26 protein-coding genes, 1 tRNA gene and 1 pseudogene are annotated in these 26,978 nt (G+C 41.0%); 14 read left to right on the plus strand and 14 right to left on the minus strand.

The genetic code is table 11. The annotated features are described in order from the left end of the window. Positions 1–213: hypothetical protein (locus tag A9Y75_RS29535; protein ID WP_236721366.1), on the plus strand; the 213-nt coding region annotated here is incomplete at its 5' end. A 121-nt stretch (positions 214–334) separates the two neighbouring features. Here the strand turns inward: A9Y75_RS29535 and A9Y75_RS09525 are convergent. Then, entirely contained in the window at positions 335–880 is a 546-nt protein-coding gene (locus A9Y75_RS09525) for a hypothetical protein (protein WP_143046388.1), read from the minus strand. A 220-nt stretch (positions 881–1,100) separates the two neighbouring features. Between A9Y75_RS09525 and A9Y75_RS09530 the strand changes: the two genes are divergently transcribed. After that, the gene (locus tag A9Y75_RS09530; protein WP_071189311.1) at positions 1,101–2,918 is read left to right on the plus strand and encodes a glycosyltransferase family 39 protein; all 1,818 of its coding nucleotides are present in this window, start codon (positions 1,101–1,103) and stop codon (positions 2,916–2,918) included. On the opposite strand, the gene A9Y75_RS26355 is transcribed toward A9Y75_RS09530, so the two are convergent. Together A9Y75_RS26355 and A9Y75_RS09535 are read right to left on the minus strand one after the other, a co-directional pair. Beyond that, positions 2,858–3,295 (minus strand): hypothetical protein, encoded by a 438-nt coding sequence (locus tag A9Y75_RS26355; RefSeq protein ID WP_143046389.1) that lies wholly within the window; start codon positions 3,293–3,295, stop codon positions 2,858–2,860. The genes A9Y75_RS09530 and A9Y75_RS26355 overlap by 61 nt on opposite strands. Positions 3,296–3,305: 10 nt before the next feature. Continuing rightward, positions 3,306–6,662, minus strand: a complete 3,357-nt coding sequence (locus A9Y75_RS09535) for an ATP-binding protein (RefSeq protein ID WP_071189312.1) — start codon at positions 6,660–6,662, stop codon at positions 3,306–3,308. A gap of 782 nt (positions 6,663–7,444) precedes the next feature. Here A9Y75_RS09535 and A9Y75_RS09540 point away from each other — a divergent pair. From A9Y75_RS09540 to A9Y75_RS09570, 7 genes are all read left to right on the plus strand, one after another. Beyond that, entirely contained in the window at positions 7,445–8,038 is a 594-nt protein-coding gene (locus A9Y75_RS09540) for a KaiA family protein (protein ID WP_071189313.1), read from the plus strand. Between the two features lie 102 nt (positions 8,039–8,140). Continuing rightward, a complete protein-coding gene (gene kaiB, locus A9Y75_RS09545) occupies positions 8,141–8,455 on the plus strand; it encodes a circadian clock protein KaiB (RefSeq protein ID WP_071189314.1) in 315 nt (104 codons plus the stop codon). 77 nt (positions 8,456–8,532) lie between these two features. Then, complete coding sequence (gene kaiC, locus A9Y75_RS09550) at positions 8,533–10,092, plus strand: circadian clock protein KaiC (protein WP_071189315.1); 1,560 nt, start codon at positions 8,533–8,535, stop codon at positions 10,090–10,092. Positions 10,093–10,217: 125 nt separating this feature from the next. Next, complete coding sequence (locus tag A9Y75_RS09555) at positions 10,218–12,122, plus strand: TolC family protein (RefSeq protein ID WP_071189316.1); 1,905 nt, start codon at positions 10,218–10,220, stop codon at positions 12,120–12,122. A 335-nt stretch (positions 12,123–12,457) separates the two neighbouring features. Continuing rightward, positions 12,458–12,835 carry a hypothetical protein gene (locus tag A9Y75_RS09560; protein WP_071189317.1) on the plus strand — a complete coding sequence of 126 codons (378 nt, stop codon included), beginning with the start codon at positions 12,458–12,460 and terminating at the stop codon, positions 12,833–12,835. A 100-nt stretch (positions 12,836–12,935) separates the two neighbouring features. Beyond that, positions 12,936–13,436 (plus strand): hypothetical protein, encoded by a 501-nt coding sequence (locus A9Y75_RS09565; RefSeq protein ID WP_071189318.1) that lies wholly within the window; start codon positions 12,936–12,938, stop codon positions 13,434–13,436. A 93-nt stretch (positions 13,437–13,529) separates the two neighbouring features. After that, positions 13,530–14,309 carry a photosystem II S4 domain protein gene (locus A9Y75_RS09570; protein ID WP_071189319.1) on the plus strand — a complete coding sequence of 260 codons (780 nt, stop codon included), beginning with the start codon at positions 13,530–13,532 and terminating at the stop codon, positions 14,307–14,309. Here A9Y75_RS09570 and A9Y75_RS27470 read toward each other — a convergent pair. Further along, positions 14,241–14,456 carry a hypothetical protein gene (locus A9Y75_RS27470; protein ID WP_143046390.1) on the minus strand — a complete coding sequence of 72 codons (216 nt, stop codon included), beginning with the start codon at positions 14,454–14,456 and terminating at the stop codon, positions 14,241–14,243. The genes A9Y75_RS09570 and A9Y75_RS27470 overlap by 69 nt on opposite strands. A 34-nt stretch (positions 14,457–14,490) precedes the next feature. Beyond that, the gene (locus A9Y75_RS09575) at positions 14,491–15,279 is read right to left on the minus strand and encodes an SDR family oxidoreductase (RefSeq protein WP_071189320.1); all 789 of its coding nucleotides are present in this window, start codon (positions 15,277–15,279) and stop codon (positions 14,491–14,493) included. Positions 15,280–15,489: 210 nt separating this feature from the next. Between A9Y75_RS09575 and A9Y75_RS09580 the strand changes: the two genes are divergently transcribed. Both A9Y75_RS09580 and A9Y75_RS09585 read left to right on the plus strand, forming a co-directional pair. Next, positions 15,490–16,758, plus strand: a complete 1,269-nt coding sequence (locus A9Y75_RS09580; protein WP_071189321.1) for a hypothetical protein — start codon at positions 15,490–15,492, stop codon at positions 16,756–16,758. A 69-nt stretch (positions 16,759–16,827) separates the two neighbouring features. After that, positions 16,828–16,901 (plus strand) — tRNA-Val (locus A9Y75_RS09585). Positions 16,902–17,004: 103 nt separating this feature from the next. On the opposite strand, the pseudogene tnpA reads toward A9Y75_RS09585, so the two are convergent. The 6 genes and pseudogenes from tnpA to A9Y75_RS09615 all read right to left on the minus strand — a co-directional run bounded on the left by tnpA (position 17,005) and on the right by A9Y75_RS09615 (position 22,669). Next, positions 17,005–17,466 (minus strand): annotated as a pseudogene (gene tnpA, locus A9Y75_RS09590) (IS200/IS605 family transposase). A gap of 402 nt (positions 17,467–17,868) precedes the next feature. Then, positions 17,869–18,615 (minus strand): cobalt-precorrin-6A reductase, encoded by a 747-nt coding sequence (locus A9Y75_RS09595; protein WP_071189322.1) that lies wholly within the window; start codon positions 18,613–18,615, stop codon positions 17,869–17,871. A gap of 340 nt (positions 18,616–18,955) precedes the next feature. Beyond that, on the minus strand, positions 18,956–19,381 hold the full coding sequence (locus tag A9Y75_RS09600; protein WP_071189323.1) for a DUF1636 domain-containing protein: 426 nt from the start codon (positions 19,379–19,381) through the stop codon (positions 18,956–18,958). A gap of 94 nt (positions 19,382–19,475) precedes the next feature. Then, a complete protein-coding gene (locus A9Y75_RS09605) occupies positions 19,476–19,970 on the minus strand; it encodes a hypothetical protein (RefSeq protein WP_071189324.1) in 495 nt (164 codons plus the stop codon). 171 nt (positions 19,971–20,141) lie between these two features. Beyond that, positions 20,142–22,268: a pentapeptide repeat-containing protein gene (locus A9Y75_RS09610; protein ID WP_071189325.1), complete on the minus strand. Its 2,127-nt coding sequence runs from the start codon at positions 22,266–22,268 to the stop codon at positions 20,142–20,144. Between the two features lie 56 nt (positions 22,269–22,324). Then, positions 22,325–22,669 (minus strand): hypothetical protein, encoded by a 345-nt coding sequence (locus A9Y75_RS09615; RefSeq protein WP_071189326.1) that lies wholly within the window; start codon positions 22,667–22,669, stop codon positions 22,325–22,327. A 253-nt stretch (positions 22,670–22,922) separates the two neighbouring features. Between A9Y75_RS09615 and A9Y75_RS27475 the strand changes: the two genes are divergently transcribed. Both A9Y75_RS27475 and A9Y75_RS09620 read left to right on the plus strand, forming a co-directional pair. Beyond that, on the plus strand, positions 22,923–23,159 hold the full coding sequence (locus A9Y75_RS27475) for a hypothetical protein (RefSeq protein WP_143046391.1): 237 nt from the start codon (positions 22,923–22,925) through the stop codon (positions 23,157–23,159). Between the two features lie 115 nt (positions 23,160–23,274). Next, entirely contained in the window at positions 23,275–23,706 is a 432-nt protein-coding gene (locus A9Y75_RS09620) for a hypothetical protein (RefSeq protein ID WP_071189327.1), read from the plus strand. 79 nt (positions 23,707–23,785) lie between these two features. On the opposite strand, the gene A9Y75_RS09625 is transcribed toward A9Y75_RS09620, so the two are convergent. From A9Y75_RS09625 to A9Y75_RS09635, 3 genes are read right to left on the minus strand one after another with little or no spacing between them, the layout of a single operon-like run. Then, positions 23,786–24,157 (minus strand): hypothetical protein, encoded by a 372-nt coding sequence (locus A9Y75_RS09625; protein WP_071189328.1) that lies wholly within the window; start codon positions 24,155–24,157, stop codon positions 23,786–23,788. A gap of 55 nt (positions 24,158–24,212) precedes the next feature. Further along, positions 24,213–25,400, minus strand: coding sequence for a glycosyltransferase (locus A9Y75_RS09630; protein ID WP_071189329.1), 1,188 nt, complete (start codon positions 25,398–25,400; stop codon positions 24,213–24,215). After that, a complete protein-coding gene (locus tag A9Y75_RS09635) occupies positions 25,390–26,388 on the minus strand; it encodes a GDP-mannose 4,6-dehydratase (RefSeq protein ID WP_071189330.1) in 999 nt (332 codons plus the stop codon). Before A9Y75_RS09635 ends, A9Y75_RS09630 begins: the two co-directional genes overlap by 11 nt. A 267-nt stretch (positions 26,389–26,655) precedes the next feature. Between A9Y75_RS09635 and A9Y75_RS30100 the strand changes: the two genes are divergently transcribed. After that, a complete protein-coding gene (locus tag A9Y75_RS30100) occupies positions 26,656–26,781 on the plus strand; it encodes a hypothetical protein (protein ID WP_269086281.1) in 126 nt (41 codons plus the stop codon). The last annotated feature ends 197 nt before the right edge of the window (positions 26,782–26,978 follow it).

Raw genomic sequence — 26,978 nt, forward strand, 5'->3', positions numbered from 1 at the left:
CACGCAAAGGCGCAAAGGCGCAAATGGCAATCCTCAGAGTGGATTGATGTAGAGACAGAAAATTTTCCGTCTCTGCCGATATGCCTTACAGTGAAGTTTGTAGTTTACAGCGATTTGCGGGTAAATGAACCACATCTTACAGCGGTTTCCGCTCTTATGAAGTACATCTTAGCCCCCTCATCGCTTGCGGGGAGGGGGTTGGGGGTGGGGTGATTGTACCTCATAACACCGGGAAGTGCTGTATATCTCACGCAAAGGCGCAAAGGCGCAAAGGAAGAAAGGAATAGAAAAATTAGCGTGTGATACAAATACATGAAAACTGCTGTAATAGTCGTTAACGCAGACAGCGTGTTGGTGGCAGTTTATTACCTAAATTATATCGATAAAGCCGCTTGAAATCCAAGGTAGCTTGACGGTAGCGTATTGGTTGACCGAATCTTGTACTTTTACCATAGGGTATGGCTTTGGCAACTTGTAAAATTCCTTCCTTGTCCCAATTTACTAACCGCGAACCTTGGGCTTTGGTAGGTATACTCTGACGACCAATACCACGAATAATTTCTAATCCTTCACCGTAAAAGCGATCTATAAAAGTGCCTTGCAAACATAGTGATTCTTCCCCTAATGTCCTAGTGTCGTAATAAGTACCAACAACTTGATTTTCTTGTTTCCGAAATAAAAAACAATCACCAATTATCGCATCTGGAGAAGCTACATTACTTGATTTGGGTTGTTGACTACAAAAGCGATGGTTGCCATTAGGAAGTAAGTTCAAATTAAGAGCGGCAGGTTGGGATAGACTCTTAGAACCATTCATCGCACTGCACAGCAGTACAGCTACAGTTATCAATGGCAATGTAAATGGATAATAACGGTTCATATTGCTTGAAGTAAGTAGGTAGGCTGCGATTACATAGTTGGATACAAGTGCCTTAGATGCTTTCCAGAAATGTTTGTCTTGACAAATAGAAATTATGCACCAAGATTATTTGTGGAGATATGGTGTGGGGTGTGGTGAGAACAAAATCGAACTTATTAACGACTTTTGAATTATTGTGTATGAGAAAGACGCGATTCACGGTGTCTGTGAGTATGGATTTATGAGGCTGAAATTGAGCGTTACCCTCCCTGTTGACCAATTTTTTCACAAGATAGAACAGCGTCCAGCCCTTGCTGTGACTATTTCCATCTTGTGGTTACTGCTGATTAACTGGATAGCTTTTGGATGGAATTTGGGCAACGTTGGCTTGGTTGACGAAACGGAGCCGTTGTTTGCTGAAGCTTCCCGGCAAATGCTAGTTACAGGTGATTGGATTACCCCATTTTTTAATGGTGAAACTCGTTTTGACAAACCAGCGTTAATTTATTGGTGTCAAGCGATCGCATATTCTATTATGGGGGTGAATGAGTGGGCAGCCCGTATCCCTTCCGCACTGGCAGCAACGGCTGTAACTGCTTTGGCATTCTACGCGGTACAGTGGCATTTTGCCAAAAAAGATGAATTAGAGCAAGTTGCAAATCCTACTCGTCGTTACTTAACAGCTGCTGTAGCATCGGCTTTAATGGCACTTAACCCGGAAATGATTGTTTGGGGTAGAATCGGCGTTTCTGATATGTTACTGACCGGTTGTATAGCCTCAGCTTTGCTATGTTTCTTTCTGGGATACGCTCAAAAATCTTCTTCTTCCCCTTTCCCCAATAAATGGTATTTGGCTTGTTATGTATTGATTGCTGGGGCAATTTTAACTAAAGGGCCAGTCGGAATTGTGTTACCCGGACTGATTATGATTGCCTTTGCTGTATATTTAGGCAAATTCTGGGAACTGTGGCGAGAAATGCGTCCTATCTTAGGAATGGGGATAGTTTTCGCTATATCTGCTCCCTGGTATGTCTTGGTGACTTGGCGCAATGGCTGGAATTTTATTAACGCCTTTTTTGGTTATCACAACATAGAACGCTTTACAGAAGTTGTGAATGGTCACTCAGCCCCTTGGTATTTTTACTTTTTAGTCGTGTTGTTGGGTTTTGCACCATACTCAGTGTACATTCCCGCAGCTGTAGCTAGGTTAAAATTTTGGCAGCGATCGCACTGGCTCAACCAGGAACGTTCTCAACAATTAGGTTTATTTGCTTGTTTCTGGTTTTTTGGTGTCTTTGGTTTTTTTAGCATTGCTGTCACTAAACTCCCCAGCTACCTTTTACCTTTAATGCCAGCCACAGCTATTTTGGTAGCATTGTTTTGGAGTGACCTTTTCCCAAATCCCCAAATTCCCAATTCCCTTAAATCTTTCAATATTAGTAGCTGGATAAATGTTGCCTTTTTATCCACATTAGCAGTAGGACTATTTAACCTATCCAAGTTAGTAGGTACTGATCCTGCTGCACCTGAATTATACGAACTAATTGAAAAGTCAGGGTTTACAAATTTAGGAGGTATAATTTGGCTTGTTGCTGCTATTATGATCGCGGCGTTAATCTTGAGTTATCATCTGCGTTCCATCATTTTTATTAATTTAATAGGATTTGTGGCATTTTTATCCGTGGTGTTAATGCCTACTTTGTTTGTGATGGATCAACAGCGTCAACTACCTTTAAGAGAATTATCTGCGATCGCAGTCCAAGAAAAACAACCGAATGAAGAATTAGTCATGGTTGGTTTCAAAAAGCCTACAGTGACTTTCTACACCCAACATAATGTTAATTACCTCAAATTTTCCCAACAGGCACTAGACTATATTCAAAATCAAGCAAATGCGAAAATCCGTCCACAATCAGTACTACTTCTGACTGAACAGAAAAAGTTGCTGGAAATGAACTTACCACCAGATAATTACAAGAACATAGCCACTAAAGGAGCTTATAATCTCATTCGCATCCCTTTTAAGAACAGCAAAAAGGAAAAACTGGACATTTCGTAATTCGTAATTCGTAATTCGTAATTCGTAATTCGTAATTCGTAATTCGTAATTCGTAATTCGTAATTCGTAATTCGTAATTCGTAATTCGTAATTCGTAATTCGTAATTCGTAATTCGTAATTCGTAATTCGTAATTCGTAATTCGTAATTCGTAATTCGTAATTCGTAATTCGTAATTCGTAATTCGTAATTCGTAATTCGTAATTCGTAATTCGTAATTCGTAATTCGTAATTCGTAATTCGTAATTCGTAATTCGTAATTCGTAATTCGTAATTCGTAATTCGTAATTCGTAATTCGTAATTCGTAATTCGTAATTCGTAATTCGTAATTCGTAATTAGAAGAGTTCCCTGTTCCCTGTTCCCTGTTCCCTGTCACCTGTCACCTGTCACCTGTCACCTATCACCTGTCCCCTATTCCCTGTCACCAAAGCTTGATTGATCTGACTTAATAAGTCTTCCATTGAGATAGAACGAGGTAATATCTGGGTAGCGATACCGCCAGTTAGCTGTTCTAACTCACCAACTACATTATTTTGTAGAAATTGATTTCCGTTCTTTTTGATTTGCCCAATTTCTGTATGTTTTATCTGATTTAATCTTTGGTCAAGTACTAAAATTGGTGGCAAATTCAACGGTAAATCTGACAAAGCTTGGAGTGCTTTTTGCATTTCTTTATGAATTGCCGATTCTCCCAAACAAATTAGTAGTAAATCAACACTTTGGTGGCGAATTTGTTGCAGAACTTCTGCCCAGCAGTTACCCATAGATGCTTTAAAACCGGCAGTTTGTAAATATTGAATTAAAGCTTGGAACCACTCAGATCCCCGTTCTGTATTTGAGGAAGATGAACCCCTTCTGTACTCACCTTTGAGAGATAAGTTTCTTTCTAATCGATAACCCTTGACTGGCTTGCGTTTTACCTGTGGTAAATCGCGCAGCATAGTGACATCGACTACTAAAATATTAGGAGGGCAGCTAAGACCAGAAGCAATTTGCAACACCGATAATAAAGGATCTGGTTTGCCTTTGCAACTACCGTCTTGTTTACTTAATGGAATTAAGCAAGGAAACACACCTAATCCTGGTATTTGGGAAGCTACCAAGGTAGTGGCTACATCACAAGTTACCAGTGGTAAAGCTGCCAAGCGTGGATGCTTAGTCAACTGTTGCAGGTAATTTTGGGCGGTAGAACTTTCCACATCTAGCAAAACTACATCAAACTGCCACACTCGCGCTAAAAGTTCGGCCTGATCTAGATCATCTACTTCAATCACCCGATGTTCTCGCAGTGAAGGGTTAGGAGTGACAGATTCTAATTCTGGATTTACCAACCTGAGAATCCGCAGGGGAGTTTTTATGGGTGTGATTTCGTTATTTTCTAAACTTATCTGCTCAACTTCTGGTGCAGCACACAATCTTTCTAAAATTGGTAATAATCCCGAATGTTCTACTGGTAAGCTAACAAAATCATCGGCTCGGTTAGCAAATGCCTGTTCTTTTTCTGCACCTGTAGCTGTGACAATGACGGGAATATGGCGAGTTGCACTATCAGATTTGAGTAAAGTCAGCACATCCCAACCTGACAGTAGGGGTAACAACGGATTCAAGAATATAGTTTTCGGTTGCAAGCGTCGGGCTTTTTCTAGTGCTTCTGTTCCCGAACGAGCAATCACCACCCGATAACCTAAACCTTTAAGATGTTGAGTCAAGTCTTCAATATATCCGGCTACTGCCTCGACTACTAAGACTAACCGTTGGGAGGAAATCGGTTGATGTGATTCTGATGAATTTCCTGGCTCTGATTCGGCAAAACTTGTCTTTGGCGGACTGGGTGGCAATAGTAGTGTAAACTGACTACCTTTGCCTTCACGAGACAAAAAGCTGACATCTCCACCATGTAGGCGAGCTAATGCCCTAGTTAATACTAGCCCCAAACCGGTGCCTTCAAATTGGCGAGTGAGGGGATTTTCGAGTTGTTGGAATTTTTGAAATATTAAATGTTGTTGATGTTCGGGAATACCAATGCCAGTATCCCAGACTGTAAAAGCAATCCACCCTTCCCAACGATTTACCCGCAGTCCAATTTCTCCAGAAATTTCCGTGAACTTAAAGGCGTTGGAAAGTAAATGTACCAGCATCTGACGCAAGCGTAATTCATCTGCTACCATCTGCTCTAAGCCAGGTTCAATGGTGAGGCTGAATTGGTGATCGTCCGGTGAACGTTTATTTTCGGATTGGTAAGATGGGCTAGTTTTGCTGGCTTGATTGTGGAGTGTGCTTACTTCTAATAAAGCGCGATCGCACACTTCCCTAATTTTAACTGGAGATGGGGCGAGTTCCATCTGTCCAGTTTCCATGCGCGTCAAATCCAAAATGTCATTAACCACACTCATCAAATGACGGCCACTTTGATGAATTAAGCCTGCATAACGCGCTTGACGCTCGTTTAGTTCTCCTAATTGTTGATCTACCAGTAACCTGGACAAGCCCAAAACTGCCGTCAGCGGTGTTTTCAGTTCATGGCTAATACAAGCTAAAAACTCATCTTTTAAGCGATTTAGTTGAATCAAATCGGCGTTTTTTGCTGCCAGTTCCTTGCAAAGTTGTTGCTGTTCGGTGACATCAGTTGCTAAGACTAACCACAGCTTTTCATTGCCGATTTCTGGGTTCTGACTGCTGAGTGTCACTTGCGAATCGGCACTCCAGACTTTTAATTCAGGACTATCTAAGAGGATTTTGGCAAATTGCCAAATTCGCTCCTGACCATTTTGTATTTCCACAACGCAAGTACAAGTACCTAGTTGAGAATCTAAATAACAATAACTAGATGCAGTATTTCCCGGTACAGGTTGCTCCTGCATCATTGGTAAAACAGATGGGGCGTAAGGAGGTAAGCCTTTTTGAGGAGTAGCGGCACTCGTCCGTGACCAGCGGTCAGGGTTGGCGCTATCACCCTCGGAATACAGTTTAGCCTGGGACGATGATATCTCGCCTTCTCTACCATTGGCATAGACTTTAACCGCTTGTTGATCGGCGTATTGTGGCTGTTGACTGTGTTCAGGGGCAAGTATGGCTTCTACCTGTTGCCTAATTCCTTCGGGATCTTTCAACACTCCCAATTGTTGCCACCACGCTGGATTTTGCGTCACCACTTCCCCAGTACTTGTTTGCAACATCAAAGGCCAAGGCAGTCTTTCCAACAACTGTACTAGAGGATTGTGTGTGATTAGCTGGTGTTCATTTTGCTTGTCAGCAGGTTTTGCCGCCGGATCACTTTTTTGCCTAGTTTCTGGGGCGTTAGTAACAAGTGCTACTTTTTCCTTAGCTAAAAATCGCAGTAAGCGTGGGCTATCCAGCAGCCCTACAAATTTTTCTTCTGCATCAATTAATGCCCAATCTAGGTCGCGGTTTTTTGGAGTTTGCTGATAACGCAAAAACAAGCTAAATTTTTCTAGATGATCACAAATGGGTATTTTATGTATTGGTTCAATTAGGGTTGACCCCAAAGTTGACAGGGGCTGATGTAAATTTAGAAATTGTTCACCACTGGCTGCTGCCAATAATTGGGGGATTAAACGCGCAGAGTACAACAATCCTATGGGGCATTGCTGTTGATTCACCACTACCAAGCGATCGCACTGCTCTTTCTCTAAAATCTCCAGCACCGCTGCCAGAGTGCTTGTTTCTGGGCAGATGGGTACGGTTGCTAGAAAGTCATAAAGCGGGTACTGTAGCATTAACATAGGGCTTAGGGGGTCATTCTTCCTGTGGTTACTTTTGGCATAAACATCTACCAAAGTGCTGATGGTCTTTATGCCTGAAGCAATATCCTCCAAGAAGAGTCACACAAGCGATTTTCGTGACAATTTAAAGGATATTGAAACAATCAACTCGGCTTTGACGGACAATTTGGTTGCCTCCAACAATTCCCAAGGCGCTGCTTTTCGAGTCCCACTCTTTTGGACTAGCGACCATCCTCACCAGTAAGATACTGGTGTTGAAACTTTTCATTGATAGTTACAGCTAGAACAATTATCGCTCCAAAGATTCGTTTTAGAACCTTGAGGAATTATAATGATTTAGAATGAAACGATGCTTTAACATTGTTTATGTATCTTATCAAGGAGTGAAATAAAAAGATCTATCTAAATATAGATATACATACTACACATCATAATTCAGCTATTATCTACCTGATGTTGAACGCTTCATCAACTACCTAGTTATACCACCCAGTTGTGGCAACTCCCTTTTTGAGTGGTGACTTCTCAATATTTGTTGACAAAAAGTGTTTTTTCGTCAATCCTTACTTAAAAGATTTTACAAAACTTAATCAACCCAGACATTTTTGTTTGGGCAATGATCATAAATATAGAGGACGCTTAATTTTTGTGAAAGTAACCTGCGCTCTGCGCTTAAAAAAATTAGTACCCTTCTTTCCTGTTAAAAGTCAAGAGATTCCATGAGTAATTATGCCCATGCAAGCTATCAATAATCCCACCGAATTCCTAAAGATAAGCAATAAATGTTATTACCGATATTGATTTGGCAACCAAACTTTAAAAAATATTTATATGCACCCGCTGATCTGAATAACCTTCAAGGTTTAATCGGGCAGATATGGAACCTTATCGATCACATTATTGCCCAAATGTGGTGTTTTTATTTTCCGGCTACTATCCCTATCAATATCTACTCTTTAGACAAAAGTACCCAAAAAAACCCTAATCAACAGTTGAATGATGATCAAAAAAATAACTATGTCTTAGCCTGTAACAAGCCTAAAAACCAGCAGTGCTTTCAACACATGAGTCAAGCTGATAAGCATGAATTGTTAGAGCAACTTAAATCAGATTACCGCCAAATTCTTATACGTTACTATATTACAGACAAAACTCTGCAATCTAGCATTGATAAATTTATCAATGCCTTATTTTATGCTAATATTCCTGTGCAAAAAATTATAGAAATGCACATGGAACTTATTGACGAGTTTTCCAAACAGCTAAAATTAGAAGGAAGGAGCGACGAAACATTACTCGATTACAGACTGACATTAATAGATATTTTGGCAAATTTGTGTGAAGTCTATAGATGTGCGGTTTCTAAAATCAAATGAAGAATGAAGAAAGTTAAATTCTCATGGCATCTTCTGTAACTTTAGATAAATGCATCAGCATATTTTGTATTTCTATACTCAAAACTACTCTGTACCTTATTTATGAATAAATCCAAAAAGACCTATGTTCTCAAGTTGTATGTAGCAGGCAACACTCCCAACTCCGTCAGAGCATTAAACACACTCAAAAACATATTAGAACAAGAGTTCAAAGGTGTTTATGCTTTAAAAGTAATCGATGTCCTCAAAAACCCACAACTAGCAGAAGAAGATAAAATATTAGCCACACCGACATTATCAAAGATTTTGCCGCCCCCAGTCCGCAAAATCATCGGTGATCTTTCAGATAGAGAAAGAGTTTTGATAGGATTAGATTTACTTTATGAAGAATTGAGTGAAGAAGACTGGGCAGAATAAAACAGTTTTTCATCAAAAACCAAGTCCAACTTTTAGTAATTTAAAAATTAGGGTTAAATACCCAAATGTGATAAAAAATGAGTTACAAAGAGCAAAAAGAGCCAAAAAATCCACTAATTGGGGGTGTAGAGAAAATTCGTACAATGATCGAGGGCTTTGACGATATTAGTCATGGCGGTTTACCAGTGGGTAGAACAACCTTAGTCAGCGGAACTTCTGGTACAGGTAAAACTTTATTATCTCTACAATTTCTGTATAATGGCATCACCTACTTTGATGAACCAGGAGTATTTGTTACCTTCGAGGAATCACCCAGCGATATTATTAAAAATGCTCATATTTTTGGCTGGAATTTGCAACGCTTAATTGAAGAAGGGAAACTGTTTATTCTCGACGCATCACCTGATCCTGAAGGTCAAGATATCGTCGGTAACTTTGACCTTTCAGCCCTAATCGAGCGCTTACAATATGCGATTCGCAAATACAAAGCTCATCGAGTTTCCATAGACTCAATCACAGCAGTATTTCAACAATATGAAGCCGTAGGAGTAGTAAGACGAGAAATATTTCGGCTAGTAGCAAGACTCAAACAACTGAACGTTACCACTATCATTACCACAGAGCGTGGTGAAGAATATGGGCCTGTGGCTTCCTTTGGGGTAGAAGAATTTGTCTCTGACAATGTCGTAATTGTTCGCAACGTTTTAGAAGGAGAACGCCGCCGACGCACAATTGAAATTCTCAAATTGCGCGGTACAACCCACATGAAAGGCGAATATCCATTCACAATTACAAATGCAGGAGTCAATATTTTCCCATTAGGAGCAATGCGTTTAACACAAAGGTCTTCAAATGTTCGCGTATCTTCTGGAGTCAAAACCCTGGATGAAATGTGTGGTGGTGGTTTCTTTAAAGACTCGATTATTTTAGCCACAGGAGCAACAGGTACTGGTAAAACTCTGTTAGTCAGCAAGTTTATTCAAGATGGCTGTGTGAGCGGTGAGCGGGCGATATTATTTGCTTATGAAGAATCCCGCGCTCAATTGTCTCGCAATGCTTATTCTTGGGGAATTGACTTTGAGGAATTAGAACACCAAGGTTTATTAAAAATAATTTGTACATATCCTGAATCAACCGGTTTAGAAGATCACTTGCAAATTATTAAATCAGAAATTGCCGATTTTAAGCCAGCCAGAATTGCCATTGACTCGCTCTCAGCACTAGCTAGAGGCGTAAGTAATAATGCTTTTCGACAATTTGTGATCGGTGTTACAGGTTATGCTAAACAAGAAGAAATTACTGGTTTCTTTACTAACACCAGTGATCAATTTATGGGATCACATTCCATTACTGACTCTCACATTTCCACGATTACTGATACAATTTTAATGTTGCAGTATGTAGAAATTCATGGTGAAATGTCGCGGGCAATCAACGTCTTTAAAATGCGGGGTTCGTGGCACGATAAAGGGATTCGGGAGTACAATATTACGGCTGATGGTCCTAATATTAAAGATTCCTTCCGTAATTACGAACGAATTGTCAGTGGCGCTCCTACCCGCGTTAGCATAGATGAAAAGGCGGAACTTTCTCGCATTGTCAAACGTTTTGAAGAGAAGCAGGGTTCTGATTCTTAAATTCGGTGGGAAAGCCTGCACTGTAACGCCTAAGCGGTTAGCTTCGGGTAGTTCACTATCGTGCTATATTCTGTGTGAAGACAAGTTTTCTGCCGCTAGAATAGATTTTCGTGTGAGGGGATGCGGTGAAAGGACAGCAATTATTTCATAGTTTTTTACCTGGTGTAACAGCAGCGGTATTAACAACTCAGTCAGCTTGGGCGGGTACGGTCAAAGTAGGTGAAGTCAAAACGGCTTCTTCCCCTATAGTATTGACTGCAACAGATGCAAAAGCCTCGGTTGTGGACAACATGAATCAGCAACTACCCAATAGGGCGGTTGATAGTTCTCCAGTCTTAGTACCTACCCTTGATTTCAATAACCTCAATGTGAAGCCTAAAGGTAATCATATTGTTCCAGAAATCGCTGAGGTTAATCATAAAAGTTTGCCAGGAGATCAAATACCGAAAACAATTTTACCAATTTCAGTGACTGGGACAAAGTTAACACAGTTATTTGAGAGCAAAAAATGTTTACGAACAAAGCAGAACAGCCAAGCTGCTTTGCTCTCAGGCTCAACAAACTGTTTACAAAAAAATGCCTCTAGTAATCGGTTAGCCCAGGCTACTACCACTACTGAATCAGAAACGCCTAATAATTCAGAGCAGCCTGTTCAAAACTCAGACACTGTAACGCCTGCACCTACAGGTTCTACAGAGACTTCTGAATACCTGAATCCCAGTCCCAATCCTCTACTATTTCCCACGAAACCAGAGGAAGTGACAGTTCAGGGCAATCAGCCAATTACTTTGGCACAGGCTCTAGAACTGGCAAAGCGCAATAATAATGAACTACAGGTGTCAATATTGCAGTTAGAACGCAGTAGAGGCTCTGTCAAGGAACAACAAGCTTCTTTGTTGCCAACTGTGGGGCTGACTGGTCGTATTACTAACAGCCGTAGTAGTAGCAGTACATTGCAAGCTAAACGAACACAGAGGTTAAATCCCAATGCACCGGACGCTGAATCTGATACCAGCTTTACTAGTGAAGCACAACTGAGATATGACCTTTATACCTCTGGGAGACGGAACGCGGCTATTAGAGAAGCTGAGGAAAATATCCGCATTCAGGAGTTGGATGTAGAGCGGCAATCAGAGGATATTCGCTTGAATGTTGCCATAGAATACTATGAATTGCAACGAGCAGATGAAAATGTCCGGATTTCTCAGTCAGCGGTGCAGAATTCTGAGGCGAGTTTGCGAGATGCACAGGCTCTAGAACGGGCAGGTGTGGGTACAAGGTTCGATGTGTTGCGATCGCAGGTGAACTTAGCAAATGCCCAACAAGACCTCACTAATGCTCGCTCTCAACAAGAAATTGCACGTCGTCGTTTAGCAACTCGCTTAAATATTCCCCAGTCGGCAAATATTACTGCGGCAGATCCTGTACAGTTAGCTGGTCTTTGGCAGGAAACTCTCGAACAGAGTATTGTCTTAGCTTATCAAAACCGTCCTGAACTGCAACAGCAGTTGGCACAGCGGAATGTGAGCGAGCAGCAAAGAAGACAGGCTTTAGCTTCGTTGGGACCACAAATTAGTTTAGTTGCCAGCTATGATTTGTTAGATGTGTTTAATGATAATACCAACGTTAGCGATGGTTATTCAGTCGGCGTGCAAGCAACCCTAAATTTATACGATGGGGGCGCAGCAAAAGCCAGAGCATCTCAGGCAAAATCTAATATAGCGATCGCTGAAACTAATTTTTCTGAACAACGTAACCAAATCCGCTTTCAAGTAGAACAAGCCTATTCTACCCAGCGTTCTAATTTAGAAAATGTCCAAACTGCTAACGCGGCTCTAGAACAAGCTAAAGAGTCTTTACGGTTAGCTCGTTTGCGATTCCAAGCAGGTGTAGGTACTCAAACTGATGTCATTAACTCAGAAAATGACCTCACAAGATCCGAAGGTAATCGCATTCGCGCCATTTTGGATTACAACCGAGCTTTGACTGAATTACAACGCTACGTCACTTCCAGAGCTTTTAATAAGTAAATAAATACAAACTTTTTTTAAAAGCCCCAAAAGCCTCATTTAGCAGTGTAATTACTAGCAAATGAGGCTTTTTTGTCAAAAAGGCTATATTGGGTAAAGTCAGGGAAGACGCGGGGATTCAGTGACGGGAAGATGGGGAGATGGGGAGATTTATTTGTAGCTTTAATTTAAGTGAATTGATATATAGCCGTGGACAGGGTGGTTAGGACATCAATTGATAATGAAACTCCTACTACAAGATGGTTTTACTCCTGACTCCTGTACGGGCGTATTGCAATACGCCCCTACTGACTCCTGCTATAACAACTGAAAACTGATCAAAGATAAAAGAACTCATGACTAAAGTGACATCACAAGAAATTGCCCAGTTCCGCTCTCAATTGGCAGATGATTCTCAAGCAATGGAAGCGCTAGACTTAATAGAGGATTGTGACGGAGACTTAGAAGATGCAGCCATGTCTCTAGCAATTCGGGCTGGACAACAACCAGAAAGAACGAATGCTGAGTGGTTAGACGCATTGGCCAGAAAATGGCGGGCGGTGATTTGTGAACAAGAATATCGAGAAGACTTGGTGAACGGCTCAATTCCAGCCATGATGACACATCTAACCACAATACCCGCTTTTCCGAAAATTTTAGCAACCCCAGTTTTGATATATATTCTCAAACAAGGTGTCAATACTTTTTGCGAGCCATTGGATTCGTTAAAGTAATACAGCTGCCCAGCTGGTTTCCTCCTGAGATCTGGAACCAGTGCTGATACGCTGTTAATTAAGCAAAACCTCTGTCAGATTACTATTTTAATTAAAATCAATGAATTACCTTGTGGCCGTATTATCAGACCGTATTCAAGCCGAAGCCGCTTATTTAGACTTAGAAAAAGTAGGCATAAAAAGCAGTATCCTAGGTAGAGGGTACAAAACCGCTGATGAGTTTGGCTTAATTGACCCGAAAGAGCAAGCTATAAAGCAAGCGCAACTTATGTCATTCTGGCTGGTTCCCTTTGGCTTTTTTGCAGGTTTTACTTTCAGTTTCATCACTGGGTTGAATACCTTTGCTTGGGCGGGGGAAATTGGCAATCATGTTGTTGGTGGGCTACTGGGTGCCGGTAGTGGTGCAATGGGTAGCGTAGTTGTTGGTGGTGGAGTTGGTTTAGTTTCAGGTGGTGGAGATGCTTTACCCTATCGCAACCGCTTGGATGCTGGTAAGTACATAATTGTAGTTGAGGGTTCAGAAACTCTTACTCGCCAAGCTACCCGCATATTACGTCAGTTTGATCCAGAAAATATCCAGGGTTATGCTGAAACTAATTAATTGGTCATTAGTCATTGGTCATTTGTCATTGGTCATTTGTGAATTCGCCCTTCTGCTTTCTTTCCAGTCCCCAATCTCCAGTCCCCAGTCCCCATGTTACCCAGAGAAGAACTTTTAAAAGGTGTTGAAAACCGCGAGAGTATTGCCCGTGTAATTGACCAGGCAGAACAAGCTATAAAGACCTGGGAAGTGGTTTTTACTGATTTTTTATCTCCGCCAGAGTTGGCAGAAATTCAACGGGTGTTTAGTCGATTAACAGACGTGCATTTAGTGGCGTGGGGTGGTTATCCTCAAGCTGAACGCCAAAGAATTGCGATCGCACGTTCTGAATTACCATTAGATTCATCTCAAGTCGCTATCAGTGCTTTAGAAATTGCGGGTAATTTCTTGTTTGATACCGCAACTCACCGCGACTATTTAGGCGCAATGTTGGGGACGGGAATTGTTCGGGAAAAGACAGGAGATGTGATTGTTTTGGGAGAGAGAGGGGCGCAGGTAATTGTCGTCCCGGAATTGGCGGAATTTCTGGAAATGAGTCTCCAACAAGTGCGTTCAGTTCCTGTGAAAACCCAGCGGATTGATATTAATGAGTTAAAAGTCCGAGAACCGAAGAAAAAAGAATTGACGACGGTGGAAGCTTCTTTGCGTTTAGATGCGATCGCATCTGCCGGTTTTGGAATGTCTCGCAGCAAAATGGTGGATTTAATTGACTCTAATGATGTTCGTGTCAATTGGAAAGAAATCACCCAAGCCAGTTCTCAAGTCAAATCAGGCGATTTAATCGCAATTCGCGGTAAAGGACGTTTAGAAGTTGGCGAAATCGCTGTTACTAAAAAAGACCGTTACCGCGTGCAATTGACTCGATTTATGTAGGTGAGAGGGAACAGGTGACAGGTGACAGGTGACAGGTGACAGGTGACAGGTGACAGGTGACAGGTGACAGGTGACAGGTGACAGGTGACAGGTGACAGGTGACAGGTGACAGGTGACAGGTGACAGGGAACAGGGAACAGGGAACAAGTAAGTTCTCTAATTACGAATTACGAATTACGAATTACGAATTACGAATTACTTTAAACTGTTTTGCCACCAAATTCACTAAAGATTCTCTTGGTAAAAATCTGTGCATATTCACAATGACTCGATTTCCTAAACCACCACTAACTACTGTCGAGTCACCTTTTTCTAAAGCTTGCAAAGCATCATCCACAACTTCTTTAGGAGAGGCTATTTTATTTGTTGAACCTGCCAAAGCTGTGGGAAACTTAGCTTCTGTGAAAAAGTCTGTTTCTGTTGGCCCTGGACAAACTACCAAAACCCGGACACCATAATCACGATTTTCTGCCCATAATGCTTCACTAAAACTGAGAACGAAAGCTTTAGTTGCTGCATAAACAGAAAGATAAGGCATTGGTTGAAATCCCGCAATTGAAGAAACATTAATAATGCTTCCTGAACGGCGTTCTCGCATTAAAGGTAGAAATTTATGAGTTAAATCTACCAATGCCATAATATTTAATTGAATCATATTTAATTGTCGTTGCCCGTCTCTTTCCGCAAAGTCGCCATAATCGCCAAACCCAGCATTATTGATTAACAAATCAATTGTTAATCCTTTAGCTTTGAGCAAATCAAATACATCATTAGTGGCATTAGGTTCAGTTAAGTCTTTGGCTATAATCTCGACTTGAACGTTGTGTTTTTGTTGTAATTGTGTGGCTATTTCTTCCAACTTCTCTACTGAACGTGCAATCAGAACAAGATTTGTTTGACGTGCAGCAAGTTCTTCTGCAAAAGCTTTACCAATTCCCCCAGAAGCCCCGGTAACTAAAGCTGTTGACATTTTAAGTATTATCTGATTTATTTAATCACCTTATTTATGGTAGCAACTCTTTTCCGAATCTGTGGTGGTTAAAAAAAGTTGATTTGTGAATATAGCAATCCTACTAAATGATTTGTGCAAAAATGTGTTCCCTGTTGTCGGATGATTTCTATATGTATAATTTTCCGCGAAAAGAGGGAATACTAGTTTAAGTAGCGATTAGGTATGACTATGTTCGGGAAAATCAAATTTGCAGCTATGCTCATGGCAGGTACAGCGGGGGTGGTGTGGGTTGTAAACTTACCTTATCCCATGATTCGCAAACCTGTAGCGCAGGTAGCACCAATTCTGTTGTTACCTAGCTTTATGAGTATGGATCATCATTACCGAGGTGCAATTGATTCCCTAGAACAAGCAGATCAGTTAGTAAGTCGAGCTACTAGTACTGCGGATATTGAACTAGGTGGAGAAAAAGTCAAAGCTGCAAAAAAACACTTGAAAAATTTACCAGTTTGGTTTTTGGGTTACTATCCTCAGCGTTATTGTAGTCTGTTTAGTTGTTCCTGGCAGTTTACTTTGGATGAATTTGAACAAGCACGAAAACGGGTAGCACGACTAGATGCGGTAGTTTTCCAAGACAAAAACGCTTTGATTCCCTTGAATGAAGCCAAAAAGGATCTATTGGCAGCAAAGCTGCAATATGAACAAGCTACAAATACAAAAGATAGAGAAAGTGCGATCGCATCCTGGCAAATAGCGATCGATCAATTAGAGGAAATTTCCCAACAAACATTAGCAGGTAAAACTGCCCAAACTCAACTTACAGCTTACAAACGGGATTTTGATAATGCGCGGATTGGTAATTTTATCGCTGCTGCACAAGAATTTGATTTAGAAGCTCAGAAAGTTCAACCTACAAAATCTCAAGCTGCATCGGAATTATGGCTACAAGCAATTAACCGACTTGAACAAGTTCCCAATGACAATCCCCGCTATTTAGATGCACAAAAATTAATTGCTGCATACCAAGTCAAACAAAAAACGGTGGTTGATACCCGCAGTGGTACATATGTTGAAGGGGCAAAACAGTTTGCCTTAGCAGCTGCTAAAGCTTCTCAAAATCCACCTCATACGGCTCTTGAGTGGGAACAAATTGGGAATTTATGGGAAAAAGCGATTCGGCAATTAGAAAATATTCAAGTTCAAGAACCGAGTTATGTGGAAGCGCAAAAATTACTAGCACAGTATCAAACTAACTTGGGAATTATTAATAATCGTCGTCAAATTGAAAGTGATTCACAGCAAATTCTCAATCAAGCTAACAAAGAAATCCAAAGATTGATTGCCAGCACACCTGCTGATAATAATGAGATTAAAGCTGAAATTCACGGAATTATCACTCAGTTGAACAGTGTAAAATCAGGAACCACTGCATATCCTGAAGCACGGCGATTATTGACATTGGCGAATAATAAGCTCAAGCAGCTACAGGCACAATAAGTAATTAGCTGCCAATTATGCTTGACAATTGCTAAAAGGATATGCTAATTTAGATGTTCATGTGGTTAAGGACGTATAGCTCAGTTGGTTAGAGCGCTACGTTGACATCGTAGAGGTCACTGGTTCGAATCCAGTTACGTCCATTGAAACTGTAAAGCCAGGGAATAAATTCCCTGTCTAATAGCTAAAGTCGGTTTAAACCGACTAATTTTGATATGTTTAATCGGGTTTAATGTATTTTGGTTATTAGTCGGTAAATTTATTTTCTGATTTTGTTGGAGGTTGGGGTGGTTTATCTAAATCTGTTTCTTGTTCTAATAATGCAATTGTCGTTCCATTGAAATGATGTATTTTTTGATTATGCACATAATCAATAGCTTCTTGTAATTGTTTACCTCCTACAGAAAAAACACCATATCCTTCCTGCTAGGCAAATTGTTGTTTTACATTACCTAAAGAATGATTATAATGATAGGCACTACTACCTTTTAAAGTTTTCACAAATTCAGCAATAGACAATGTAGGAGGAATAGAAACCACCAAATGAATATGGTCTTCAATTCCACCAATAGCATGAATTATACACCCTAAATAATCCGCCTTGCCAATTAAATAACCATAAAATTTTTCCTCTATATCATTGGTGATTAAAGGCTCGCGTTTTTTCGTAGCCCAAACAATATGATAATACAACCGCCATAAAGCCATAATGGATTTAAAAACAATAACAATAAATGTCTAATTGTCCAGGGAATAAATTAAGAGTCTCAAAGTTAAAGTCCGTTGAAACGGACTCACATGATATTACCAAAAAATTGAATTAATTAAATTAAAAACCGAAATTTCCATTATTACCCAAAAATCCAAAAAAAGAATAACATAAAAACCCCATTTAGTCGGTTTTAACCGACTTTAGCTATAAGACAGGGAATTTATTCCCTGGCTAAATAAATGGCTATATAAAAATTCAATTATATCCATTAGTTTGGATATGCCACTTAATCACCTGTAAAATACAAACTAAGCCGCTAACAATTCCGTAAACGCCAACAAATCATCCACCTCATCCTTGGGGTGGCTGAATAAAACTTAATTTACCTTACCGAAAGTTTAGTCACCGTACATCCTTAAAAGCCAATTTACAGCACTTTCCACATCCGGGACTTGTTCCCCTGCTGGTACTGCTGGGCGGTTTACCATTACAACTTTTATACCCATTTCCCGCGCAGCAATAATTTTGGCATAAGTGGCATTACCACCACTATTTTTGCTAACAATAGTATCAATTTCATAATTACTTAAAATTTCTTTTTCCTTTGCTAAAGTAAAAGGACCCGTAGCGCACAACACAATCCCTGGAGGTAATAGAACATCAGGGTTAGGTGGATCGATCATTCGCATCAAAAACCACATTTCCTGCAAATGAGAAAAAGCAGAAATTTCCTGTCTCCCAATGGTCAAAAATACCCTTTGTGCTTGATTTTTTAACGCTGCGGCCGCATCGATAATATTTTCTACTTCTATCCAGATATCTTCCTCCTCTTTTTCCCAAGGAGGACGAATCATCATTAAACGGGGAATACCTGCTATCGTTGCTGCATTTGCTGCATTCCAGGAAATCTGATTTGCAAAAGGGTGAGTAGCATCAATTAACACATCAATTTGCATTTGATGTAGATAACTAGCCAATCCTTCCACACCACCAAAACCGCCAATACGGAAATTACCAACAGGGGTAGAAGGTTCACGGGTACGACCGGCTAAAGATGCGATCGCTTCCACACCACTAATATTTGCCACTTTAGCAGCTAATTCAGCAGCGTCACCAGTTCCACCCAGAATCAAAACACGCAACATAGCAATTCTCGATCATCTTCGTTTGAAGACTTATCATATCTGTTAGGGCTGGTAATAGGTAATTGCTAATGGGTAATTAGATATACTGCAAACGGTTCATAGTTTAACCAAATATGGAACCCCTCTCCAAACCTCTCCCCGCACCCCTCCCTAACCCTCCCCTACAAGGGAGGGAAGAGGAGAAACTTTTAATACGGGAGAGGCTTTGAACTTGTTCTTTGTATTATAAAAAAGTCCAATTTTTACCCGTTTTTAGTATAAAACAGTAGCCCCCTCTTCCGTTTACGGAGAGGGGGTTGGGGGAGAGGTTCTTCTACCCACTGGAAAATTCCCATATTCTTTAAGCAATTCCTGGAATTCTGGCTAAGATGCCTTTTTTTAAAGGTTCTGGGCGTTCTGACCAAGGTAGGACACCATCAGGCTGAGAGTAGTATTTACTGGCACATTCCAGAACAGCTTCAGCACAACCTTCAACCGGCAAATCACCGAATAGATAAGTTAATTTACCTTGACCGGCAAAAGCGACCACACAGGAACGGTTACAAGCACTCATACATTCAACTTCTTTAATGGGGAAATCATCGCGTAAATCCCAATTTTGGGCGAGTTGTTGAATTTCTTGTAATAGTTTTTGACCACCAGTTTCACCGACACGCTTACCATCTTGCCAAACACTGGCGCAGGTTTTACACACAAATAAACTATGAGAAGCAACACCGATGTCACTGGTAGGGGAAATTGGAGAAATGTTAGCAGCAGCAGTCATCAGTATCTTTCCAGATTTACAGAATTTATTCCTTCAACAAAAATCCCACGCCTCAAAGGCTTGGGAATAGCAAAGATATAAGTAATTTTACACATTAAAATCTTAAACCCACTCCACCTTGCAAAGATAAAGCCGTACCTCCACTATTGCGGTAAGCATCAAAAGCGATAATAGCATTACCAAAAATCACAGTATTGCTATTAGGTACAACATAATCAATTCCCGGTTGCAAAGCAAAACTAATTTTATTACCCACAGGGGAAGCTGTATTCCCACTAGTTAAGACCATCCCAGCACCCAAATAAACATCAGTTTGCCAATTGATGGGAAGATCATAAGAAACTGTAGGCACAACTGCTGTACCTTGACCAATTAAAGCTTGAGCGCGGAAAGAAACTGGTGTTTCTAGTAACTTGTAACGGGCAGCTAACACTCCACCAAGTTGAGTACCATCACTCAGCCCCAATGTTGGTCCTATACCAACGTAGCTACCATAAGCTACTTGAGCTTGTGCTGTTTGAGTATTGATAGTCAGACTCAAAACCGCACCAACCCCTAAAACTGAAATTAAATATTTAATATCCTTCATGAGCGAACTCCTGACACCATTTATATAAATATGTTACCTATATTACTCTTAACGGTGATTGGTGATTGGTGATTGGGAATAGATAGAAGTTATTCTTCTCCACTCCCCTACTTCCCTTACTTCCCTTACTCTCTTCCCTGTCACCTGTCACCTGTCACCTGTCACCTAATACTATGGACAACGGGGATGAATGCCACCTTTAGTACAAATGAAAGCCAGTTGGTTGGGATCTAGATTTTTGGCTTCAGTAAAATCAACACCCTGGACTATAGCTGCTTGTGAACCGAGATCAGAAGTTTGGACAAATTGATCTGCGGGGTCTTGTTTGGGTGGGAAGAGTATAGTACCTTGAAAATCGGCTCCGTTCAAATTTGCTCCCCGTAAATCTGCACGACTTAAATCAGCATTTCGCAGGTTGGCGTTTTCCATGTGGGCAGAGCGCAAAACAGCACCAGAGAGACGAGCCGTACTGAAATTAGCATTGCTAAGATTAGCATTATCCAAATAAGCTTCAGATAAGTCCGAGCCTTGCCAATTGGTGTTAGTTAAATTGGCATAGGATAACTGTGTGCCAATAGCAGAAACACGCCCTAAATGAGCAGCGTATAAATTAGCTTCCATGAATTTAGCATCACTGATATCTGCCCCTGTGAGGCTGGCATTTTCCAAGACTGCTTTCTGTAAATCGCTACCTATTAGCTGGGCGCTGCTGAGGTTTGCATCCACGAGACGGGCATAGGATAAGTTAGCTTTGTTAAGGGTAGCGCGGCTTAAGTCGCTGCGGGTCATCAATACTCGACTAAGATTAGCCTGGGAGAGGTTGGCTTGCTTCAACTGAGTTTTACTCAAATCAGCGATGACATCATCATAAGTATCCCAACGTCCATCTTCACCTACACTGCGAAAGCGACTACCGGTCAAACTAGCTCGATTCAGATTGGCAGCTTTCAAAATAACTCCAGATAAATCAGTGTTGTTTAGTACCAAGTTGAATACAGCACTTGCCTCGAAGCTTTTCATCCCCAGTTGGGTGCTGCTCAAATCGATGTCATTAATTTTGCCGCTATAGACAGTCAAAATCTTATTGATAGCTTGTTGGTTAAGAATTAACTGCTGTTGTCGAAGTTCTCGGTTTGGGCTGTTACCTGCTGATTCTAGTTCCCCTGAGAGAAACTGATTCATGCGTTTTAATTCTGGCAAAGCTTTGGGGCCAATATTTGCCAAAGCCTGTTGGATTGTATCCAAGGTGCTGGGGTCAGTTTCCTTAACCAGCAAATCCACAAGAAATTTGATTGCTTGTGTGTCGTTGATACCACCCAAAACCAGAATCGCCCTTTGGCGTTCCTCATTGGTGACACCAGCGTTAGGATTAAGTTGTTTTACCAGTTCGAGAAACTTTTGGCTGTTGAGTTGCTGGGTTTTTCGCAGGCTTTCTTGGTTTTGGATGTAGATTTGTGTCCCTACTAAAGTTGACAAAACAGCAATCATGCTGGCTACACCCACCAAAAACAGGGTGACATTGGGGCTGCGGGTTCTGGCTGCTGTTGAGGTAGGCTGCTGACTAGATGTATTTACCCTATCCTCATTTGCTAATGGTGACTCCTCGTTGGCAGGACTGACAGTGGGTTTAACCCGCTTGTTGCCAGTTGTGGCATCAATGGTGTACGTACCTGCTAACTGATCATGGAAGGCGCGACGGCGCTTTTGCGAAGGCCAGCCCATGCCTTCTCCTAGCACCATCAACACAGCTAAAAATGTGAACAGACCTAGGTTAGGAAAGGCAAAGCTGTAGCGCCAGAGTAGATAGGCGATGGAAACTGGCACAGACCAGCGTCCCAGTCCTTCCCGCACGACGACAGCGCCCAAACCGGGGGCGTTACCTTCCTCATTAACTACCTGCACACCAAACCTGCGTTTGGGGATGGTACTGCCGGTTTTACCCAGTAAATACAATTGCCACCAGGAAAGAGTGATTGGTGCTAATAGGGCGACTGTCCATAAGAAATTAGTCGGCCAGGCCACATTTCTAATACCGTAACTTACGGGTAGAGCTAAAGGGCGAGCGATCGCTCTTTCTGTGACTACTAACACTGGATTCAGCGGCACTCGGTTGAGATCGCTGCGAGAATTGGCATAAACACCCATGCCAAAGGGAACCAAGCCACTGGTAACTACTAGTGTCATTTCCACTGCCCAAGCTGCAAACCGCCTTGTTACTAGGGGCAGGGAATTAGCTTTTTCTGGTTCTTTGGACTGGCTAGATTGATTAATATTTGTCCTGACAGTTGGGGTCGTCATTGCATAATTCCCTTTGACTTTAATGTTTACGCCACTCTCGGCGCGGTTAAAATAGGCTATTGCTTATTTTGAAAGCTATTAGACACAAAAAATTTGTATCCAAGATACACTAACACTGCCAACAGTGCCAGACTAATTACAGATGCCACAAGTTTAAACACTGTTTGTAGCACCAAAAAGCCCAAAAAGATCGTCAAACCAGCAACAGCAACTTTTTTTATCCCCGCTAAACTTTGGAACCATAAACGCGATCGCTCTAGATATAAGTTCAATTTGGCAAACCTAGACGGGGATGTCTGTTGTTGTGTTTCTGGTTGGACAGGGGTTGGGGAAAATGAATTCATTTCCTCTTCTAGCTTTTGGAGACGACGTTGCCAGTCTTCTTCAGATTTCGGGTTCATAAATCTTATTTACTTCAGCTAGGACACTTATTTTACAACCAATCCACCAAATCCCTTATTTGGCGGTTGTTTTAGTGATTTTAGCTAATGTTTATATGTGCAGTACCTCTGTAGTTAGGAAAAATAATGAGTTAGGAAAAATAATGTATTTCGCCGTTAATTTACTAGAGGTTGTAAAACAAGAGTTTGGGTATCAGCAAAACTTTTCTGTCTTTCTGCTCACATTTCAGGATATTTTAACTAATTCAGGAGGTTGAAGTCCCTGACGCGGAGAAGTTGGGACACGGGGACGCGGGGACGGAGAGACACGGAGACACGGAGACACGGAGACGCGGGGAAAATTAAGAATTACCTGTCACCTGTCACCTGTTCCCTGTTCCCTGTCACCTGTCACCTGTCACCTGTCACCTGTCACCTGTCATCTGTCACCTGTTCCCTGTTCCCTGATTACGAATTACGAATTACGAATTACGAATTACGAATTACTTAAAAATTTATACCTTCTCTGCCGGAACAAAACTGGCTGGCTTGCGTCTTTAAAGGCAGATAGAGATAATTTATAAATTTTTATATCAACATATCAACAGTGGGGAGCATTAATTAAGATGAAGACTTTAAGGTTATTGACCCTTGTTCCCGCAGCCTTGGCTATGAGTTTGGTTTTCAACCAAGTCAGTTTCGCCGAGACTCCCATAATTCTAATTGATAAAAATCTCCAGACAGACCCGACTATTGTCAATGGAACGTCTGGGGGAAATGTCAAGAGCAATTGCGGAGATATTACCACTGCACCCAATCAAGTTATCAAGGTTAAAGAACCACTACCTTATTTACGATTAACAGTTGAGAGCCAGGGAAAGCCCACACTGTTAATTGACGGGCCAGGGGGGCGCTTTTGCGTCATGGCAGATAATTACTCAGGAAATAAGCCTGAACAATCTGGTTTTTGGCAGGTTGGGCAATACTCGATCTACATAGGCGATTTATCCCAACAGCAGTATCCCTATACCCTATCCATTTCGCAACAAAAGAAATAGTTATTGGGCATGGGGCATGGGGCATGGGGCATTGGATAATTACGAATTACGAATTACGAATTACGAATTACGAATTATTTTAATCTTCTATTGATTGGGCTGGGACTTCAACTGCTGTGATATCAATTGTGCCGTCTGGTGTGAAGCGGCGAAATTTACTATTTTGTACTAATAGCTGTTCTCCGCAATTTGGACACTGTAACTGGCTGTTATTTAAACCTGTCGATTCAAATCCGCAGACGGGACAGTTATCAGCAACCAAGTTACGTTGTAACCACCAGCGAAACCCAACGTAAGCTATAACTGGTGTCACCAGGAACAGTCCCACAATAATGAGCAAAGAATTAACTAACCAGCCTAAGCCCAATGATGCTAACAACCAGAACACTGCTAATAGTGTCAGCCAAGGGCGGAGTTTATCAAGATTCAATTGAAAGTTATTAAGGCGCATTTCTCAAATTTTTTCGACTTTCTCTCTATCTTAGTCATTGGTCATTGGTCATTGGTCATTGGTCATTAGTCAGTAAAGAGGAGGAGAGGAGCATTTGTTGTAGACGTTGTTGAAAGGCTTGTATTCCAAAAATAGCGATCGCTTGCTCTCGTAACCATTCACCATGACAACGTTGATCCTGACCTTGAAGAATTTCTATACAAGCTGCTGCTACTGCATCTAGGTTGCGGTGTGGTACTCTCCATCCTAGTTTACCATCTTGTAAGGGATCAGCCGAGCCATCATTGTCACCAGATAAAACTGGGACACCACAAGCCATTGCTTCTAGATAAACTATGCCAAAGCCTTCTTGAGAGGGCATAACATAGGCATCCGCTAGACGGTAGTGTAACATTAATGCTTCTGTAGGCACAAAACCGGCAAAGATCACGCGATCGCTCACACCTAAATCTTGTGCTAACTGAGCTAATCGTGGTTGGTCATCACCACGACCAATTACCAAATATTTTACCTCTGGAACCACCTGGATAATTTGCGGTAATGCTCTAATTGTGACATCTACACCTTTGTAAATATCCCCAGACCATAAACGCGCTACAGTCATTAATACCTTGGCATTATTTAAGCCATACTTCTCAACTAATTCTGGTGCTTTGGAGCCAGGAGTAAATTTATCCCCATCAATAGCACAAGGTAACATTTTTACCTGATGAGGATCTATCCCATTAGCAGCACAAGCACGATCTCGACTGTAGCGGCTAATTGTCCAAATTGCCGAAGCTGAAGCCAACGCACGTCGTTCTTGATTTTTCAGCGGTTCCCAGACTTCCTTCCCATAAGTTAATACAGTATAAGGAATACCCAAGGGCTGACATAAAATTTGGATAAGTCCCGCTAACTTAATATGACCACAGAAAACCTGTTGTGGTCGGTTTTGGATGAGATATCGAAATAATGCCAAAGCCAATTTGATTCTCCCTATTTTGGGGGAATTACCTTTAAAATAATTAAATTTTAAATTTTCTGATGCAAAAGGATTAACACAATCAGGACTATCCCGCAACAAAAAAACTTCCGCTTTACAACTTTGGTTTAATCCCAAATAGGCGCGAAAAATATCCTTAACATAGGATTGAATTCCACCTTCAAGGGCAAAAATTTCTAAGAACACAAATACATGATTAGCTCTCTCGTTCAATTTTCCACTTGAAGTTACTTTATCTGCCACTTGATTAATTAGCATTGTTGGATATAAATGGCTTAACTTTGCCACTTTGTAAAAGTTCCAAATCTGTTTTTACCATCTTTTCTAAAAGTTGTTCAAAACTAACTTTTGGTTCCCAACCGAGATTTTGTTTGGCTTTACTGGGATTAGCCACGAGTTGAAAATGTTCGTCTGCTCGTAATAAATTGCTATTAGTAACTACGTAATTTTGCCAGTCTAGTCCCACACAATCAAAAGCCGTAGCGATTAATTCTCGGACACTGTGGAGTTTACCTGTGCCAATAACATATTCCTCTGGCTCATCCACCTGTAGCATTCGCCACATAGCTTCAACATGATCTCCAGCAAAACCCCAATCACGTTTGGCATCCAAGTTACCCATTTCTAAGGTTTGGGCTAAACCCAATTTAATCGATGCTGCCGCTAAAGAGACTTTGCGTGTTACAAACTGAGGAGGACGCAGTGGAGATTCATGGTTATATAAAATACCACTACAAGCAAACAAACCATAACGCTGTCGGTGATGCACCATAGTCCAGTGAGCGTGTAATTTTGCAGCCGCATAGGGATTTTTGGGACGGAAAGTAGTTTCTTCATCTTGAGGAGAAACATCAACATCCCCAAACATTTCTGAACTGCTGGCTTGATAAAACCTTGTAGATAAACCAATTTGCCGGATTGCGTTTAATAACCTGGTAGCAGTGCCGGTGATCAAATCGAGAGTTCCTAAAGGATCATGCCAGGAATCGGGAACAAAACTCGGCGCAGCCAAATTGTAAATTTCGTGGGGCTGTAGTTGTTCGACAGCAGTTAATAAACCCGCACTATCTCTTAAGTTAACGGTGTAAATTTTTACTTTATCTGCCAGATTGCCCAATTTTGACAAGTTAGGTTGTCGATGGGGAGATACCAAGCCCACGACTCGGTAATTTTGGTTAAGTAGTAAATGGCTGAGATAGTAGCCATCTTGACCTGTAATGCCTGTAATTAGGGCTGTTTTTGTCATAAGTAGTCGTAGATAAATTATCTAGTTAGGGGAGGAAATAGGGAATAGGGCTGACGCGGAGAGTTTTTTAATAAGCAATTAACCGGACTTGATATTAAATCTTTCTGGCTGTATCTCAATGAATGCGGAAATTGCCATAGTATATTTAGTATTATTTTTACAGAAAAATTGGTTTTTCCATTAGTGAGATTTCGGAAATTTCTTAAACATTTATTAAAGATTTATGAATATATTAATTTTGACTGTCTATTTTAAAGATTTGACAAAATGAATAATAATTTCAATCTTTTCGCACCTGTTCAAATGGGAGCCTATATTCTGCGGGGAAATGAAGTTGATTTAGCTACCCGTGAGGTGTTGAATCCTGTGATTATTGACAAAATACCGTTTTAACGCATAAACAAAGAAATCCCAATTTATCGTTTGATTGATTTTTTTAGCGTCATAGTGATGGACTAGAGTATTGTCAATAAGTAGGCATTAATGCGAATATTTTGGTCATTATTGAGATTCAATTGTCCTTATTGATAAGATGCGTTTCCCCTACAGGATATACTGATTATGCTTTCTTAGAATCTTAGCATCTTCAC

This window comes from Trichormus sp. NMC-1, from assembly GCF_001858025.1.
Taxonomy (GTDB): domain Bacteria; phylum Cyanobacteriota; class Cyanobacteriia; order Cyanobacteriales; family Nostocaceae; genus Anabaena.